Annotated in this window: 16 protein-coding genes; 4 read left to right on the top strand and 12 right to left on the bottom strand. The window is 59.9% G+C overall.

Features of this window, described 5'->3' with window-relative positions; genetic code table 11:
* Window positions 1-188 precede the first annotated feature (188 nt).
* Genes EYD00_RS03540 through EYD00_RS03530 form a run of 3 tightly spaced genes read left to right on the top strand, consistent with a single transcriptional unit; the run spans window position 189 to window position 4477 of the window.
* Window positions 189-2984, top strand: a complete 2796-nt coding sequence (locus EYD00_RS03540; protein ID WP_034495838.1) for a DUF2339 domain-containing protein — start codon at window positions 189-191, stop codon at window positions 2982-2984.
* On the top strand, window positions 2981-3625 hold the full coding sequence (locus EYD00_RS03535; RefSeq protein WP_004440935.1) for an HD domain-containing protein: 645 nt from the start codon (window positions 2981-2983) through the stop codon (window positions 3623-3625). The genes EYD00_RS03540 and EYD00_RS03535 overlap by 4 nt, the downstream gene beginning before the upstream one ends.
* 9 nt (window positions 3626-3634) lie before the next feature.
* Window positions 3635-4477 (top strand): MOSC domain-containing protein, encoded by an 843-nt coding sequence (locus EYD00_RS03530; RefSeq protein ID WP_034496258.1) that lies wholly within the window; start codon window positions 3635-3637, stop codon window positions 4475-4477.
* A 276-nt stretch (window positions 4478-4753) separates the two neighbouring features.
* On the opposite strand, the gene EYD00_RS03520 is transcribed toward EYD00_RS03530, so the two are convergent.
* A complete protein-coding gene (locus EYD00_RS03520) occupies window positions 4754-5488 on the bottom strand; it encodes a class I SAM-dependent methyltransferase (protein ID WP_004440929.1) in 735 nt (244 codons plus the stop codon).
* A gap of 164 nt (window positions 5489-5652) precedes the next feature.
* Here EYD00_RS03520 and EYD00_RS03515 point away from each other — a divergent pair, with 164 nt between their 5' ends.
* On the top strand, window positions 5653-6870 hold the full coding sequence (locus EYD00_RS03515) for an MFS transporter (protein ID WP_004440927.1): 1218 nt from the start codon (window positions 5653-5655) through the stop codon (window positions 6868-6870).
* Between the two features lie 13 nt (window positions 6871-6883).
* On the opposite strand, the gene recO is transcribed toward EYD00_RS03515, so the two are convergent.
* The 11 genes from recO to rpoZ all read right to left on the bottom strand — a co-directional run bounded on the left by recO (window position 6884) and on the right by rpoZ (window position 16138).
* Complete coding sequence (recO, locus tag EYD00_RS03510; RefSeq protein ID WP_004440925.1) at window positions 6884-7648, bottom strand: DNA repair protein RecO; 765 nt, start codon at window positions 7646-7648, stop codon at window positions 6884-6886.
* Window positions 7649-7704: 56 nt separating this feature from the next.
* Window positions 7705-8082: a response regulator gene (locus tag EYD00_RS03505; RefSeq protein WP_004440922.1), complete on the bottom strand. Its 378-nt coding sequence runs from the start codon at window positions 8080-8082 to the stop codon at window positions 7705-7707.
* Window positions 8083-8212: 130 nt separating this feature from the next.
* Window positions 8213-8965 carry a Crp/Fnr family transcriptional regulator gene (locus EYD00_RS03500; RefSeq protein WP_004440919.1) on the bottom strand — a complete coding sequence of 251 codons (753 nt, stop codon included), beginning with the start codon at window positions 8963-8965 and terminating at the stop codon, window positions 8213-8215.
* Window positions 8966-9111: 146 nt separating this feature from the next.
* Complete coding sequence (era, locus tag EYD00_RS03495; protein WP_022555902.1) at window positions 9112-10062, bottom strand: GTPase Era; 951 nt, start codon at window positions 10060-10062, stop codon at window positions 9112-9114.
* 82 nt (window positions 10063-10144) lie between these two features.
* Window positions 10145-10858 carry a ribonuclease III gene (rnc, locus tag EYD00_RS03490; RefSeq protein WP_004440914.1) on the bottom strand — a complete coding sequence of 238 codons (714 nt, stop codon included), beginning with the start codon at window positions 10856-10858 and terminating at the stop codon, window positions 10145-10147.
* The gene (gene lepB / locus EYD00_RS03485; RefSeq protein WP_003509951.1) at window positions 10855-11601 is read right to left on the bottom strand and encodes a signal peptidase I; all 747 of its coding nucleotides are present in this window, start codon (window positions 11599-11601) and stop codon (window positions 10855-10857) included. Before lepB ends, rnc begins: the two co-directional genes overlap by 4 nt.
* 207 nt (window positions 11602-11808) lie before the next feature.
* Complete coding sequence (gene acpS, locus EYD00_RS03480; RefSeq protein WP_004440912.1) at window positions 11809-12213, bottom strand: holo-ACP synthase; 405 nt, start codon at window positions 12211-12213, stop codon at window positions 11809-11811.
* The gene (locus tag EYD00_RS03475) at window positions 12210-12788 is read right to left on the bottom strand and encodes a DUF2062 domain-containing protein (RefSeq protein ID WP_004440911.1); all 579 of its coding nucleotides are present in this window, start codon (window positions 12786-12788) and stop codon (window positions 12210-12212) included. The genes acpS and EYD00_RS03475 overlap by 4 nt, the downstream gene beginning before the upstream one ends.
* 249 nt (window positions 12789-13037) lie before the next feature.
* Complete coding sequence (locus EYD00_RS03470) at window positions 13038-13184, bottom strand: hypothetical protein (protein ID WP_003496944.1); 147 nt, start codon at window positions 13182-13184, stop codon at window positions 13038-13040.
* A gap of 197 nt (window positions 13185-13381) precedes the next feature.
* Window positions 13382-15616 (bottom strand): RelA/SpoT family protein, encoded by a 2235-nt coding sequence (locus EYD00_RS03460; protein WP_004440906.1) that lies wholly within the window; start codon window positions 15614-15616, stop codon window positions 13382-13384.
* A gap of 132 nt (window positions 15617-15748) precedes the next feature.
* Window positions 15749-16138 carry a DNA-directed RNA polymerase subunit omega gene (gene rpoZ, locus EYD00_RS03455; RefSeq protein WP_003521126.1) on the bottom strand — a complete coding sequence of 130 codons (390 nt, stop codon included), beginning with the start codon at window positions 16136-16138 and terminating at the stop codon, window positions 15749-15751.
* Window positions 16139-16475 lie beyond the last annotated feature (337 nt).

The raw sequence follows: 16475 nt of genomic DNA, 5'->3' as shown, positions 1-16475 counted from the left end.
GTTGAGGGGGCAAGCTCTCAGTTTATTTCTACCCTCGCCCCCTCATCCCACTGCCGCAGACTTCTCCCCTCGGGGAGAAGAAGCGGATGCGAGCGCTCGCTCCCCCGTTACCCACAACCTCATCAACCGGGCCTTGCATAAATTCACCAAAAGGGCTTTAAAAACAGCTTCATAATTGGAGAGTCCGTTTGGAAATCCCGCTGTTTATCCTCGCCCTTGTCGCGGCCTTCATCTACACGCTGGTCGCAAGCATCCGCAATTCAAGCCGCATTAAGTCGCTCGAACGGGAGGTTCACAGCCTCAAGCGGCTGATGGCGGCGGGCGTGGCCGCTCCTGCTGCGGCACTGGCGGAAAACACAGAAACCGCCGAAAAGACTGATTTCGCAGCAGAGACGGAAGGCCAAACGGCGCTGGAACCAGCGGGCATCCGGGATGAAGACGCCTTCGAGCGTTCAGAAGCCAGCACCGCTGCGGCGGATCAAGACGTGGCGCGCGAAGACGCTTCCGCTGCGCCACTAGCCGATGCCGTATCCGTGGCGGCTTCTGATACCGCGTCTGCCCCGGCAGCGAAAGAAAGCTTCGAAAGCCTGCTCGGCGCGCGCTGGGCGGTTTGGGCGGGCGGGCTGGCGCTGGCGCTCGGCGGCATTTTCCTCGTCAAATATTCGATCGAATCAGGCCTGCTCAGCCCGGCGGTCAGGCTGTCGCTCGCCGCCATTTTCGGCCTCTTTCTCGGGCTTGCCGGTGAAGCGATCCGCCGCAAGGCGGTGCCAGGCATCGCCACCACCTACTCCAACGCCATGATACCGGGTGTGCTCACTGCGGCCGGCGCATTGACGCTGTTCGGTGTGGTTTATGCGGCTTATGGCATCTACGACTATATCGGCCCCGGCACCGCCTTTATCCTGCTCGGCCTCGTCGCCTTCGCCACCATCGGCCTGTCGTTGTTGCACGGACAGGCGCTCGCCGGTCTCGGACTTCTAGGTTCGATGCTGACGCCGGCGCTGATTTCCACCGAAACGCCGAATATCTGGGCGCTCTTCGTCTTCCTCACCGTCTCTTGGCTCGCAACCGCGGCAGCGGCGCGCCGGCAGGGCTGGACGGTGGTCCCGTCGCTTGCCAATGCCGGACTTGGCCTCTGGGCTCTCGGATATATCGGCTTTTCGGATGCAATCAGTGCCGAACCGCCGACTCTTGCCCTGCTCATTATGCTCGCTGGCACGATCTTCCTTTGGCCCGGAAAACAGTACGACACCACGCCTCGGGAAACTGCCGAAACGGCAGCTCCCGAGCGGCGCGCGATTCGCATCATGCGGCTTTTGCTGCGCCCGTCGCTCGCCCTCAACCTCACCGTATCGATGGCGGTGATCCTGCCGGCCATCGGCTTCCTCTTTGCCGAAGGCAGCGTCGATACTCACCCGGCGCTCATCGTTTCAGCGCTTATTGCAGCTCTTGCAGCACTCGGTGCTGCCCGTCACTATGCCGTCTGGCCGGCGATCATCGCCGCGCTCGGCGCGCAGTCTGCGGTGTCGCTCATGTCGCGGCGTGGCATCGATTTTATTGGTCTCGTGAATGATACCGGCGTGACGCTTCCGCCCGTGGGCACAGGCTACGCTGCGGAAATTGCCATGGCGCTCGGCCTTGGGGCTATCTTCGTGCTGTGCGCCTTTTCCTTCCTGAAACGCAAGGGCGCAGAAGATGCGGATTTCGCCCAGCTCTGGGCTGGCATTGCCGCCCTGTTCCCTGTCTGGCTCGCGACGGCGAGCTTCGTCGAATATGGCAATCTCGGCCGCGACTGGCTGCACGCGGCCTATGGTCTCGGCCTTGGCTTCGTGCTGCTTGCCGGTGCTGAATGGCTGCACCGGCGCAACAGTGAGGCCTATCGCAAGCCGCTGAACATCCTTGTGCTCGGCTCCTTCGCCGCCTTCGCGGTCTGCCTGCACACGCTGACGGAAGGGCTCGCGACGACAGTGCTGCTGTCCGTCATCGGCTTCCTTTACGTGCTGGCGAGCCGCTACCGCAACTGGGATATACTGCCTTGGGTCATGGCTGTCGCAAGTGTTGCCGTTCTTGGCCGGATCGCCTGGGAGCCGACAATCGTCGGGCCGCAAAATCTCGGCACGACGCCGGTCTTCAACGCGCTGCTGCCGGGCTATGGCATCCCTGCCTTGCTGGCCATCGTCTCCGCGTGGTTGTTGCGCGACTGGCCGGGCATGCGGATCAAGAACTTCCTGCAGGCCATCGCCGGCGTCATGGGACTTCTGGCCGTGGCCATCCTCGTTCGCCACGCAATGAATGGCGGTACGCTCGACAGCAATGTGCCGACGCTCGGCGAGCAGTCGATCTACACGCTGCTGACCATCGGCTTCTCCGGTGTCCTGATGACGCTGGATTTGAAAAGCCCCAGCCCCGTCTTCCGTTACGGCTCGATGATCGCCGGCGTCATCGCCGTCATCAACGTGCTGACGATGCATTTCTTCACGCTCAACCCCTATTTCACCGGCGAGAATACCGGCCGCATCCCGGTCCTCAACCTGCTGCTGATCGGTTACCTTTTGCCGGCATTCGCTTATGGCGGCCTCGCCTATTACGCGCGCGGAAAACGTCCGCCGCCCTATGTCAGCATGCTGGCGGTGGCGGGAGCAGCGCTCGGTTTTGCCTGGGCCACGCTTTCGGTGCGCCGTTTCTGGCAGGGCGAGAATATTGCTGACTGGAAGGGCTTTATGCAGGGCGAGACCTACAGCTATTCGGTGGTCTGGCTGCTGATCGGCGTCCTGCTGCTCGTGCTTGGCTCGCGCTTTAATGCCCGCAGCCTGCGTCTGGCATCGGCCGCCTTCGTGCTGATCTCGGTTGCCAAAGCCTTCCTGATCGACACGAGCAACCTCGAAGGCGTGCTCCGGGCGCTGTCCTTCATCGGGCTCGGCGCGGTGCTCATCGGCATCGGCCTGTTCTACCAGAAAATCCTCACCCGGAAGCCGCAGGCATGATCGCGGCGGAGGCTTTCGCGCCCCATGCGGCGCTTGCGCAGGAGTTGATCCCGCACGCCGCCGATGCGGGCGACGGCTCGCATGATCTGGCCCATATTCACCGCGTCTTCCGCAATGCCATGCGCATCCATGCGGGTGAAGGCGGCGATGGCACCGTGCTGGCGGCCAGCGTGCTGCTGCATGATTGTGTGGCCGTGGAGAAAAACTCGCCCTTGCGGGCACAGGCATCACGGCTGGCGGCAGAAAAGGCTTCAGGCATTCTGGCCGGCCTCGGCTGGAAGAAGCAGGATATCGACGCCGCCACGCATGCGATCATCACCCACAGCTTTTCCGCCAATATCGAGCCGCAGACACTGGAAGCGAAAATCCTTCAGGATGCCGACAGGCTGGACGCCATCGGTATGGTGGGCGCGGCGCGCTGCTTTTATATTGCCGGACGCATGGGCTCCGCACTTTACGATCCGGTCGACCCCTTGGCGAAGGAACGGCCGCTTGATGACCGCGCTTTTGCCATCGACCATTTCGAGACCAAGCTGTTCAAGCTGGCAGATGGTTTTCGCACAGAGACCGGCAGGCAGATGGCCAGAGCCCGCCATGAGCGGCTGAAACAGGTGCTGGACCTGTTTCTCGATGAAATATGAGGAAGCATGATGCGTGTGACAGAGCTTAATATCTACCCGCTGAAAAGCGCGCGCGGCATTTCCCTCCCGGACAGCGCCGTGTCGCCCGAGGGTCTGCCGGGTGACCGTCGCGCCATGCTTGTGGACCCGTCGGGCCACTTCATCACCCAGCGTGAATTGCCTGCCATTGCCACGGTTCTGGCGCGGCACGAGGACGGGGGCATGTTGCTTTCGCGCGACCAGCATGGCGAGATCGTCGCAAGACCATCCGGCGAGCGCATGGATGTGGCGGTATGGAAATCGATAGTCAGCGCCAATATGGCCGACGCTGTGACCAATGACACGCTCTCGGCATGGCTCGGACGCGAAGTGAAGCTCGCCTTTTTCGATAACGCTTCCAAACGCATCGCGAGCCTCGAGTGGACAGGCAATGAAACGCCCGTCACCTTTGCCGACGGCTACCAGATCCTTGTCACCACTACCGCCTCGCTTGCCGCGCTGAACGACAACATGCGCGAAAATGGCGAAGACGACGTTGGCATGGAGCGGTTCCGGCCCAATATCGTGCTTGAGACGGACGAACCATGGGCGGAAGACGGGTGGGCGGCCATCGAGATCGGCGGCATTCGCTTCGATCTCGTCAAACCCTGCGCCCGCTGTATCATGACCACGCAGGACCAGACGACCGGCTCCCGCGATGTGCCCTCTCCCATGAAGGCCATGGGCCGCATCCGTATGTCCGCAGACCGGCGCGTGCCCGGCCCGCTGTTCGGCTGGAACGTGACGCCGCGCGGTGAAGGCAGGCTGTCTGTCGGCGACGTCGCAAAGGTGATCGAGGAAAGGCCCGAAGGCTGGGCGATCAAGAGGCGCTAAGTCAGTCCGGTTCAAACGGAATCCTCTGGGCATCAGGCAGCGCTTTAACCTGTCGTCAAACCCTCGCTCCCCTCATTTCTGTGCTTGTCACAGGAATCCAGCCGATGCGCGTCTGCGCGGCGAAACAATCCCTCAGCCCAAAGACTTGGGCTGGCTGGATCTCTGTGACAAGCACACAGATGAGGAGGGACGGAGCACTATGAACAAGGCAAGCTTCGAGCCTGACGCCCCGATCTCAACCTTTGTGCAACCCGGCGATACAACGCACGGGTCATGTCACGACTTCTTCACACCGACGATCAAAAAGATCGGGCGGCGGTCTTCATGCTTCAGCTCCGGGCGCTCGGCCATCAAAGCCGGATCCGGACGTGGTTCCGCCAGACGCGTCAGGGTGAAACCAGCGGACAGGAGGCCGTTGACGATAGCTGACACGGTGCGGTGATATTTTACCACATCGTCCGCCATCCAGTTGGAGTGGCGCACGCCCTCGTTCTGGTAGTTGTCGAGTGGCCAGTGCAGGATTTCGCCATCCTCGCCGTAAAACCAGTCCTGTTTTTCCAGCGCCGTAAAAACGGGATGCTCGATGGAAAAAATGAAATCGCCGCCCGACCTCAGCACGGCGAAAATCCTTGCGAATGCCACGCCGAGATCGCGGACGTAATGCAGGGCAAGGGAACTCAGCACCACATCGAAACTCTGCGGCGGAAAATCGATGTCTTCGATAGCGGCGCGGCGATATTCGATGCCGGACCCACCATTGATCTCTGCGGCGCGGCGCAACATGTTCTCCGAGAGATCGACGCCGACGACATGGCGTGCGCCCTGCTCCGCGGCAAAGCGGCAATGCCAGCCGAAACCGCAACCGAGGTCGAGAAAGGACTTGTCTTTCAGCGGGGGCAGCATGGCGCGCAATTCGTGCCACTCACCGGCCTGACGCAGACCTTGCACGGAACGCGGCATGGCGCTGTAGCGCTCGAAAAACCCGGGATCGTCGTAGATATTCTGTTTCATCGTCGCCTCTTAGGCCGCATTCCATCAATCGCATGAATAATGGCCGTCAAGAAAAGTCGCTAGTGGGGCCGGCTGACAAAAGATAATATTCATCCCACCATTGTGGAATCCGCGGCATGCTTTGCGCTTCTTTCAGAGGCGGGCGCTGCGAGGGGGGAATATTCATGTCGCAAGCCACTCGCCAGAGCATGCCCTGGCTGATTATCGCAGCCGGGTCGCTGATTGCGGTCATGACGTTCGGCCCCCGCTCCGCCATGGGCTTTTTCCAGTTGCCGATGCTGGCCGATACCGGCTGGGATCGTTCAACCTTCGGTCTTGCCATGGCGCTGCAGAACCTCTTCTGGGGTCTCGGCCAACCCTTCTTCGGCGCCATCGCCGATAAGTTCGGTACGGGCCGCGTGCTCGTGCTCTCGGGCTTTCTTTATGCGACGGGCCTCATCTGCATGTCCTTCGGCACATCGCCCTTCTGGCTGCATTTCGGCGGCGGCGTTCTCGTGGGGCTTGGCATTGCCGCAGGGTCCTTCAGCGTCATCCTTTCCGCCTTCGCCCGCCATGTCACGCCGCAGCAGCGTTCATTCGCCTTTGGTATCGGCACGGCGGCGGGTTCGGCAGGCATGTTCCTGTTTGCACCTATCAGCCAGGGGCTGATTTCCACCTATGGCTGGTCGGATAGTCTCGTCTGGCTCGCCGCCATGATGATGCTGGTGCCGCTGCTCGCCTTTTTCATGCGCGGAAACTCATCCTCCGGCACCCAGTCGCAGGCGCAGTTCCAGCAGACCGCGGGCGAAGCGCTGAAGGAAGCGCTTGGCCACAAGAGCTATCTGCTGCTGACGACGGGCTTCTTCGTCTGTGGTTTTCAGGTGGCCTTCATCACCGCGCATTTCCCGGCCTATCTCGGCGATATCGGTATCGAACCACGCTACGCGGTGATTGCCATGGCGCTCATCGGCTTCTTCAACATCATCGGATCGCTGGCCGCCGGCGTCATCGCACAGCGTTATTCCAAGCCCTATTTCCTGGCTTATATCTATATTGCCCGTTCCGTGGTCGTGACTGCCTTTCTGCTTTTGCCGCAATCGCCGCTTTCAGTCATTCTCTTTGCTTCCGTCATGGGCATACTCTGGCTCTCCACCGTGCCGCCCACAAATGCGCTGGTGGCCATCATGTTCGGCACGCGCCATCTCGGCATGCTCGGCGGCGTCGTGTTCCTCACCCACCAGATTGGCTCGTTCCTTGGCGTCTGGCTGGGCGGCTTTCTTTATGACAGGTTCGGTTCTTACGACCTCGTCTGGTGGCTTGGCGTCGGCATGGGGATTTTTGCGGCCGTCGTGCACTGGCCAATTGAAGAACGCCCCGCCCCACGGCCGGCCTTCGCCCAATAGCGATGGCCCGGAACTAACCGGCCCTGTCCAGTGCGGGCGGCGATCCCCTGCGCTCCAAAGCCTTCAGCGCCGCCTGCACGAAACCGTCGCGGGCGGCGTTTTCATTGAGCCCGCGCGGATCGTAGACATGGCGGTTGAGAAAATGGGCGGTCAGGCGAAAAGCTGCCGCAAGGCTCTCGGGATCAGCGGCTTTCGACTGGCCTTCGCCGAGAAAAGCCGGAAGCGACAGCATCCGGTCCGCATAAGGCGCTCCCGCCGTGCGGCAAACCGCCCTTCCCGTTTTCGGCGAGACATAGATGAGATCGTTGCGCAGCCCCGTCGCCGCACATTCGGTAAGATCAAGCCCGAAACCGAGATCATTCAGCACCGCCAACTCGAAGCGCACGAAAAGTTCGCCTGCATCGGCCGGTTCGTGGAGATTATCGAGAATGATATCGAGCGCCTGATAAAGATGCGGGTGCGGATCGCGCTCCGGCAAAAGCCTCAGCAGCGCGCCCATGGCCTGGACGCCGTATACGGCGGTGGCCGTTTCCATCAATTGCGCCGCGCGCAGTTGCAGGGGCTCGATGCGGTATTCTCCGAGATGATCGTCAAGGCGCGCGCGCCAGACGACGTCTACCCGGTTTCCCGCCTGCAGCACCGGCTGCATGCTGCGGGAGCGCCCGGAGCGCACCATGCCGAGATGGCGGCCGCGTGTGCGGGTCATCACCTCGGCGATGACACTCGTCTCGCCATGACGCTTTACGCCGAGAATGATCGCCTCATCCTGCCACTGCATGAAACCTGTCCGAATTTCGATTCAAGCCCGATCATAACCGATCCGGCGGCGAAACGTTATTCTTTTACGGTAACACGCGCCGCATCGACGAGGCGGAGGACGAAATCGGTGATTTCATTTTCTCCGAAAGGCTTGCCGAGCAAGGGCGCATGCAGGAGATCTTCGGGGAATCCGGTCGTGTCGCCGTAACCGCTGACAAAACCGAAAGGAATGGACGCAGACCGCAAGTGGCGTGCAAAATCATAACTTTTACCGTCAGAAAGGCTGACATCGAGAAGCACGCAATCGGCGCCATCCTCTTCGAGAGCCTTCCTCGCCTGCGCAAGCGTCGTGGCGATGATAACGGTCTCCACACCCATCGACTGGAGAACCGCCTCAACATCGAGCGCCACCAGATATTCATCCTCAACGATGATAACCCGTTGTGGCACCATATTTTTCTTCCTAACAAAGAGAGCCGTCAGGCTCGAAGCCGTCGTCTTCGAAACGATTCTCCAGTGAGATATCATGGGAGCAGTCGCAAATTGCGGCTCGCCCGTCATTTAAAAAAGACATGTCGGAAGATCAGATAAACGGTCTCTGCCGCTTGCCGTCGCTTTCCCAGCCCGCAACTTGCGCCAGTCCGGCGTCATCCAGCACCAGACAGCCCTTGTCCGTCCAGCGGATAAGCCCGCGATCGACGAGCTTTCTCAGCGTCTTGTTGGTGTGGACGATGGAGAGGCCGAGCGTATCGGCCACGTGCTGCTGGGTGACAGGAATCGTCGCCTCGCCCTGCAGCAGCGCGACTGCTTTCGCCCTGCTGTAAAGGAAAGCGATAAGGTAGGCCGCGCGCTCAAGCGCCGTGCGCCGGCCGATGCTGAGCAGATGACTGTCGAGCATGCGCTCTTCGCTCGCCGCAATCCATGTCAGATCATAGGCAAGCGTCGGGTGGTCGGTAAAGAGATTGTTGAGGCGCGATCGCTCAAAGACGCACAGCGTGACCGGCGACAAGGCCTCAACCGAGTGCTGCATCTCCCCCATCACCGTGCCCTGCAGGCCGACGAGGTCGCCCGGCATCACGTAATTCAGGATCTGCCGCCGGCCGTCCTCCAAAGTCTTGTAGCGAAATGCCCAGCCCGCAAGAACCGTGTAGAGGTGAGCGCTGTGTGAGCCTTCCATCAGGATGACGGAGCCGCTCTCCACCGCCAATTCCCCCGTCTTGAAACGGGACACGAAATCCAGTTCCGAAGAAGAAAAGTCCCTGAAATGCGGTAGATCGCGCAGCGGGCATTGCTGGCAGGGGGTGGTGGAAATCCCGTTCGGTTTTTTGGGTGACATGATTATCCATCATGAAAAAAGGTTGCGCCCAATTGTTTTTGGAACAACCCGTTCCAAGGATATTCGGTTCCCTGCCGGGAACAAAGACATCGCGCTCCTCCCACCGCGTTTCTGTATCCTCACAGAAACGCGGGAATGACGCGCTTTCAGCCTCGCGGGAATTCCAGCCCCATTTCGCGGAAACGCTCCGGGTCGTCGCCCCAGTTCTCGCGCACCTTGACGAACAGGAAGAGATGCACCGGCTGTTCGAGGATTTCCGAGAGTTCCTTGCGCGAGGCGGTGGAGATCGCCTTGATGGCATCGCCGTTCTTGCCGAGCGCAATCTTTTTCTGGCTGTCGCGCTCGACATAGATCACCTGCTCGATGCGCACCGAGCCATCCTTGCGCTCTTCCCACTTTTCCGTCTCGACATGCGAGGCATAGGGCAGTTCCTGGTGCAGGCGCAGGAACAGCTTTTCGCGGGTGATTTCGGCGGCAAGCTGGCGCATGGGCAGGTCGGAGATCTGGTCTTCCGGATAATACCATGGGCCTTCCGGCAATTCGGCGGCCAGATAGTTCATCAGGTCTTCACAACCGGAGCCATTGGTCGCCGAGATCATGAAGGTGCGGTCGAAGGCGACCGTCTCATTGGCGGCTGCGGCGAGCTTCAGGAGGTCTTCGCGCTTTACCTGGTCGATCTTGTTGAGGCAGAGGATTTTCTTCTGGGGGACGTCCTTCAGGCCTTCGAGAATCGCCTCAGCGTCGCCCTTCAGGCCGCGCTCGCTGTCGATCAAAAGAAGAATGAGATCAGCGTCCTTCGCGCCGCCCCAGGCGGAGGTGACCATGGCGCGGTCCAGCCGACGGCGCGGCTTGAAGATACCGGGCGTGTCCATGAACACGATCTGCGCGTTGTCGTGAATGGCGATGCCGCGCATGACCGCACGCGTCGTCTGCACCTTGTGGCTGACGATGGAAACCTTGGCGCCCACCAGCCGGTTTACCAGCGTCGACTTACCGGCATTTGTAGGGCCAATGAGGGCAACGAAGCCGGAGCGGGTCGGAAGGGCATTGTCTTCGCCTGTCGAGGCGGGGTTTTCGTGATCGGTCATGATATCCATTCAAGGTCAGAGGTATTCAACATGCGGCCAGAGGGCTCGCCATGCGCTTGATAGTCAGCTGCCGTCGCCGGTCAGCTCAGTTTCAGGTAGAGCTTTTCTGCCAGACGCCTTCGCGTTCCAGCAATCTGGTTGCCGCCACCTGCTCGGCCGCGCGCTTGGAACGCTCGACGCCGGTTTCCGGCTTTACGCCGGGAATTTCGACAGTCACCGTAAAGCGGGGATCGTGATCCGGTCCGGAGCGATCGTCAACCCGGTAAGATGGGGTGACCGCAAACTTTGCGTGCGCCCATTCCTGCAGTTCCGTTTTCGCGTCACGCCGTCCGGCATCCACGCTCGTGGCACGGCCCTGCCAATATTTCAGAATGAATTTGCGCGACGCATCGAGGCCGCCATCCAGATAGATGGTGGCAATCAGGCTTTCGACGACATCGGCGCGCACGTTCAGCATCGCCTTGCCGGTGAGTTTCTTGACGTCGGATCCGGTGCGGATGAAATTGTGCAGGCCCATCTCGTCAGCGATCGACGCGCAGGATTCGGCGCTGACCAGTTGGTTCAAACGCACCGAAAGCTCACCTTCGGACGCATTGCGGAAGATGGAGAACAGAAGCTCTGCAACGCAGAGACCCAGAACGCGGTCGCCCAGAAACTCCAGACGCTCGTAATTGCCCGCCGCAGCGGAGCGCGCGCTGGCATGGGTCAAGGCCCGGTCGAGCCGGGCCTTTTCCTTGAACTCATATCCGATCAACGCTTCCAGACGGGAAATCTCGTCCGCGGAAAGCGGCTTGGTCTTGCTCATCCCACAACCTTGAACAGGCGGTCCCAACGCATGTTGGCCGGCCATTCCCAAATGCGGCTGAACGGCGTGTCGTTGCCCAAAGAGAAGAAGATGACGCTGGCGCGGCCAATTAGGTTTTCTTCCGGCACGAAACCGACATCGAAGCGGCTATCCAGCGAATTGTCTCTGTTGTCGCCCATCATGAAATAATGGCCTTCGGGGACCACGAATTCGCGGGTGTTGTCGCCGCGCGAGTCGGGCGACTGATCGAGCGTGTCGTAGGTAACGCCATTGTCAAGCGTTTCGCGGAAAACCGGTACGTTGGCGCCCGGATCGGCGCGATAATCCGACGTGAAGGTGCCGTCGGGCTGCTTGGGCACCGGCTGGCCGTTGATGAACAGCACGCCGTTCGTGACCTGAATTCGGTCGCCCGGCAGGCCGACCAGACGCTTGATGTAATCCACTTCAGGATTGGGCGGCAGGCGGAAGACCACGACATCGCCGCGCTTCGGCTTGCTGAATTCCAGAATGCGGCCCGAAAACAGGTTCGGCGAGAAAGGCAGCGAATATTTAGAATAGCCGTAGGAGAACTTGTTGACGAAAAGATAGTCGCCGACCAGCAGCGTCGGCATCATCGAGCCCGACGGGATGGTGAAGGGCTGAAACAGCACGGTGCGGATGACCATCGCCAGCAGCAGCGCCTGAATGATGACCTTGACGTTCTCCCAAAGGGCGTTCTGCTTCTTTTCCGCTTTTTCCGACACTTAAAGACCTGCCTGATTGTTTCCCGGCTTCTTCGATCCAAGAAGCTGACGGGCCGTTGCTTATCGCGCCTGGGGCGGGTGATGCTGTTTCACGCGGCCCGCAACGCTTTCATATTTCTGCGACTTCTCTAGAACCTTTCCAGCCCGAAGGGAAGCGCTTCTGTGACAGCGGTGCAAATAGAGCGCGCCCAACGGTGCCCCCAGGCCTCAATCGATCACGGGAAGCGCCTCGATGATCACAAATGCCTGAGCGTAAGGGTGGTCATCCGTGATCGTCAGGTGAATATTGGCGCGATGGCCTGCGGGCAGCATGGCCGCCAGTCGCTCCCCTGCCCCGTTTGTCAGCACCATGGTGGGCTTGCCGCCCGGAAGGTTGACGACGCCCATGTCCTTCCAGAAAACGCCGTTCGCAAGGCCGGTGCCAAGCGCCTTGGAACAGGCCTCCTTGGCGGCGAAACGCTTGGCATAGGATGCGGCGCGGTTCTTGCGGCCATCGGATTTGGCGCGCTCGATATCGGTGAAACACCGATGGGTGAAACGCTCGCCGAAGCGCTCGATCGATTTTTCAACGCGCCGGATGTCTATCAGGTCGCTTCCCAATCCAATGATCATTTCAACATCTCCAGAGAAGCATTCTTGTTGGCGGCGCGATGCGCGAGATTTTCCATCTTGCGGCGCTGAAAACCGTTGATGAGCCCATAAACGGCGATATAGGCGATGACCGCGCTGATGATGGCGGGCGGAACCGCACCAATGGTCATGGGTTCCAGTACCGGCGTCCATATCTGCCGGAATTCAAGATGGCTAAACAGCGCCACGAAATCCACATGCGCAGCACTTTCCGACGTCTTTCGCCCGAGAATGACATGTCCCAGCTCCCAGGTGGAGGCCCAGATGAAAGGAAATGTCAGCGGATTGGCGAACGTCGTACCGAGTGCCGCCGCCACGAGGTTGACGCGCATGAGGAAACCGAGCGCCATGGCAATGATGATGTGAACACCGAGAAACGGCATCCACGCCACACCCACACCGATGGCGACACCGGCGGCAATGGAATGGGGAGAGGCGGAAAGCCTGAGCAGGCGCAACTTCATGTAGCGCAGGGAACGGGAAAAACCCGTTCGCGGCCAGAAGAGGTCGCGAATCTTCTCTGAAAAACCAACGGGTTCACGGCGGCGAAACGGCATGGGGGCAGTCTATTTCATCACCCCGGCCGAGCCAAGAGCGTGGTAGGCAACAAAGAACTTTTGCCCGGTTATCCCACGCTGATCATTGCAGATGCAGCATACCCGATCAGTCACACTGGACAGCGGCATGGAGGAGACGCGCTGAGGCGCGTATCTCCTGGGCTTGCGGTGCACAGGAAAACACAGGCCATTACCGCCGCGCTTTCCGTGTCCATACGCATGGCGACTGGCTGCCATGCGCTGAGCGCATTACCGGCGGAACAGGCCGCGGTCGATTTCGCGCTGACGGAACTCGAGGTCGACATTCGATACCGAGCCGCTGAGATATTCGAATTCGCGTTCCTGGGTGGTCTTGCCACGAACGGCGCGGGCGATCTTACGAAGCGGAGTAAACATGATTTTCGGTCCTTTCGGTTTGGAACTGGCGTTTCTCATCGGTGTTCATCCACCGGCACGCCGCGTCTCCTTCTCTTCAATTTCTGAGAGGAAAATAGTCGCAAACCGCATTAACCACCAGAGACAGGAAAAGGCCGCTGCCATGCGCAGAACGCATAACAGCGGCCTTCCGCTATCTCAAAGGCATCAAAAATGCCTCAATCAAAGGCACGCGTGACCGTGGAGACGCAATCCAGATCCTTGAGCTGCGACAGAAGCTGGTTCAGCTGCCTGAGATCCCAGACTTCCACGTCCAGCGCCAACTCGGAGAAGTCGGTACCGATGCGGACCATGTTCAGCCCGCGAATATTGACGTCGAGCGTTGCGATCGACTGCGCGACTGAGGCGAGCGTGCCCGGCTCGTTCAACGCATTGATCATCACCCGCGCCATGAAGCGCGACTTGTTCGCTTCGTCCAGATCCCACCGCACATCGATCCAGCGTTCCGGCTCGTCGTCGAAGCGCTGAAGCGCCGGCGCCTGGATTGGATAGATGGTAATGCCCTTGCCCTTTTCCATGATGCCGACGATGCGGTCCCCCGGAACGGCGCCGGCCGGCCCGAAATGCACATCGACATTGCCGGAAAGGCCACGAATGGGCAGCGGGTCAGGCCCGTCGAGCATTTCGGCCGCACCGTCATCCTCCAGCGCCGAACGGGACTTGCCCGGTATCTTGAAGACCATGCCCGAGGCGCTGCGCATGTTGAACCAGCCGTCGTCACCGGTCATCTTCACCGTCACGCGCTCGTCCTGATAATCCGGGAATACCGCGCGCAGCACATCGAGCGAGGAAACCTCGCCACGGCCGACAGCCGCGATGGCGTCCTCGACATCCTTCTGCGCCAGCCGATGCAGGACCGGCTTCAGCGCCTCCTTGGAGAAGGCCTTGCCGGCGCGTTCGAAGGTGCGCTCGAGAATGCGATAACCAAGGCCGGAATATTGTTTGCGGATGGCCATACGGGTGGCGCGGCGGATGGCCGAGCGTGCCTTGCCCGTCACCACTACCTCTTCCCATGCGGCGGGCGGCACCTGCACGCCGGAGCGGATGATCTCCACCTCGTCGCCATTGTTCAGCCGGGTGACGAGCGGCATGATCCGGCCGTTGATCTTGGCGCCAACGGTGGTGTCGCCGATATTGGTGTGCACCGCATAGGCAAAATCGATGGGAGTCGCGCCGCGCGGCAGGGCAATGAGCTTGCCCTTGGGCGTGAAGCAGAACACCTGATCCTGAAAGAGTTCCAGCTTGGTATGCTCAAGGAATTCTTCCGGGCTGTCGCCTTCCGCCAGCGATTCGATGGTGTGGCGCAGCCAGGAATAGGCGTTGCTTTCCGGCGAAAGCAGATCGCCCTCCCCGTTTTCGCCATCCTTGTAGAGCGCGTGGGCGGCAATACCGAATTCGGCGATCTCATGCATGCGCTTGGTGCGGATCTGCAGCTCGATACGCTGGCGCGACGGGCCAACGATGGTGGTGTGGATGGAGCGATAGTCGTTCTGCTTCGGCGTGGAGATGTAATCCTTGAAGCGGCCCGGCACCACACGCCAGCGTGTGTGCACGATGCCGAGCGCCCGATAGCAGGAGGGAATGTCGTCGACCAGAATGCGGAAACCGTAGACGTCAGACAGCTGCTCGAAAGAGAGCGACTTCGACTGCATCTTGCGAAACACCGAATAAGGCTTTTTCTGCCGGCCCTTGACGCCCGCGCCGATGAGGCCGTTCGCCACGAGCAATTCACGCAGCTCGTCCTCGATCTTCTTGATGAGGCCTTCATTGCGCGTTTCCAGTTCCTGCAAACGGTTTGTCACCGTCTCATAGGCTTCAGGATTGAGATAACGGAAGGACAGGTCCTCCAGCTCGTCGCGCATGTCCTGCATGCCCATGCGGCCGGCGAGCGGCGCATAGATTTCCATGGTTTCTTCGGAAATGCGGCTGCGCTTGTCGGCCGGCATGTATTCCATGGTACGCATGTTGTGCAGGCGATCGGCGAGCTTCACCAGGAGGACGCGCACGTCATCGGAAATGGCGAGCAGCAGCTTGCGCAGGTTCTCCGCCTGTTTCGCCTTGCGGGTGACGAGATCAAGCTTCTTGAGCTTGGTCAGCCCTTCCACCAGCCGGCCGATGTCTTCGCCGAATAATTCGTCGATTTCAGCGCGAGTTGCGGTGGTGTCCTCGATCGTATCGTGCAGCAACGCCACCGCGATGGTCGATTCGTCGAGATGCATTTCGGTGAGGATTGCGGCAACTTCCAGCGGATGCGAGATGTAGGGGTCGCCATTGGCCCGCTTCTGCTGGCCGTGTTTCTGCATCGCGTAAACATAGGCCTTGTTCAGCAGGGCCTCATTCGCATCCGGTTTATATTTTTGAACCCGCTCAACGAGTTCGTATTGCCGCATCATGCGATATTCCACAAAAAGAAAGCGCGCCAACCTTGGGGTCGGCGCACAATGCTGCATCAATAAGGATCAGATTATGACGGCAACTATTGACAGACGGTAACCGCCGCCTGCCAAAGGCGTCATAAAACCGGATCAATAATCGTCATTTTTTTCCGGCGGCACAAGGCCTTCGATACCGGCCAGCAGTTCTTCTTCCGACATCTGGTCGAAGGTGACAGTTTCCGGCTGGTCGTCTTCTTCGCTGTCGGCAGCGGCGGCGGCAAGCGTGACCGGATCGGGCTCGGGCTCGTCCACTTCCACGTGCTTCTGCAGCGAATGGATGAGGTCTTCCTTCAGATCGTCGGGAGACAGCGTCTCGTCGGCGATTTCACGCAGCGCAACGACGGGGTTCTTGTCATTATCGCGGTCAACCGTGATGGAAGAGCCCTGAGAAATCTGGCGCGCACGGTGGCTGGCGAGAAGCACCAGCTCGAAACGGTTGTCTACTTTATCAATGCAATCTTCAACTGTGACGCGGGCCATTGCCTGTCCTTTGCGGGTCGTAATGTCGTGGATCAGAGCGCCGTGCGGTCTTCAGGATGCACAAGGGTTGCTCTAACCTATTGAATCTGCGCTTCGTGCCGTGCGGAAAACACCTGGAATTTCTCGCGACGAAGCTTTCCAGCTTCCGATACAGCCATTGGCCGCGGAATTCAAGTTTTTCCTGTCTTTGGCGTCTTTTGGCACCTTATCCTCGATGTTTGGCGCCTGATGAACAAAATGTCTAGAAGAATTGTCTTGGAATAAGGGGGAAGGTAGCTTACTTAAAACGCAACGGCGGTACGCAAAGCGCGTTGATACGACATGATATTTAGCGCTA

The sequence above is a fragment of the Agrobacterium sp. 33MFTa1.1 genome, assembly GCF_004328495.1.
GTDB classification, from domain to species: domain Bacteria; phylum Pseudomonadota; class Alphaproteobacteria; order Rhizobiales; family Rhizobiaceae; genus Agrobacterium; species Agrobacterium pusense.
Note: the sequence above shows the minus strand (reverse complement) of the source record. Positions and strands in the feature narration are given on the sequence as shown.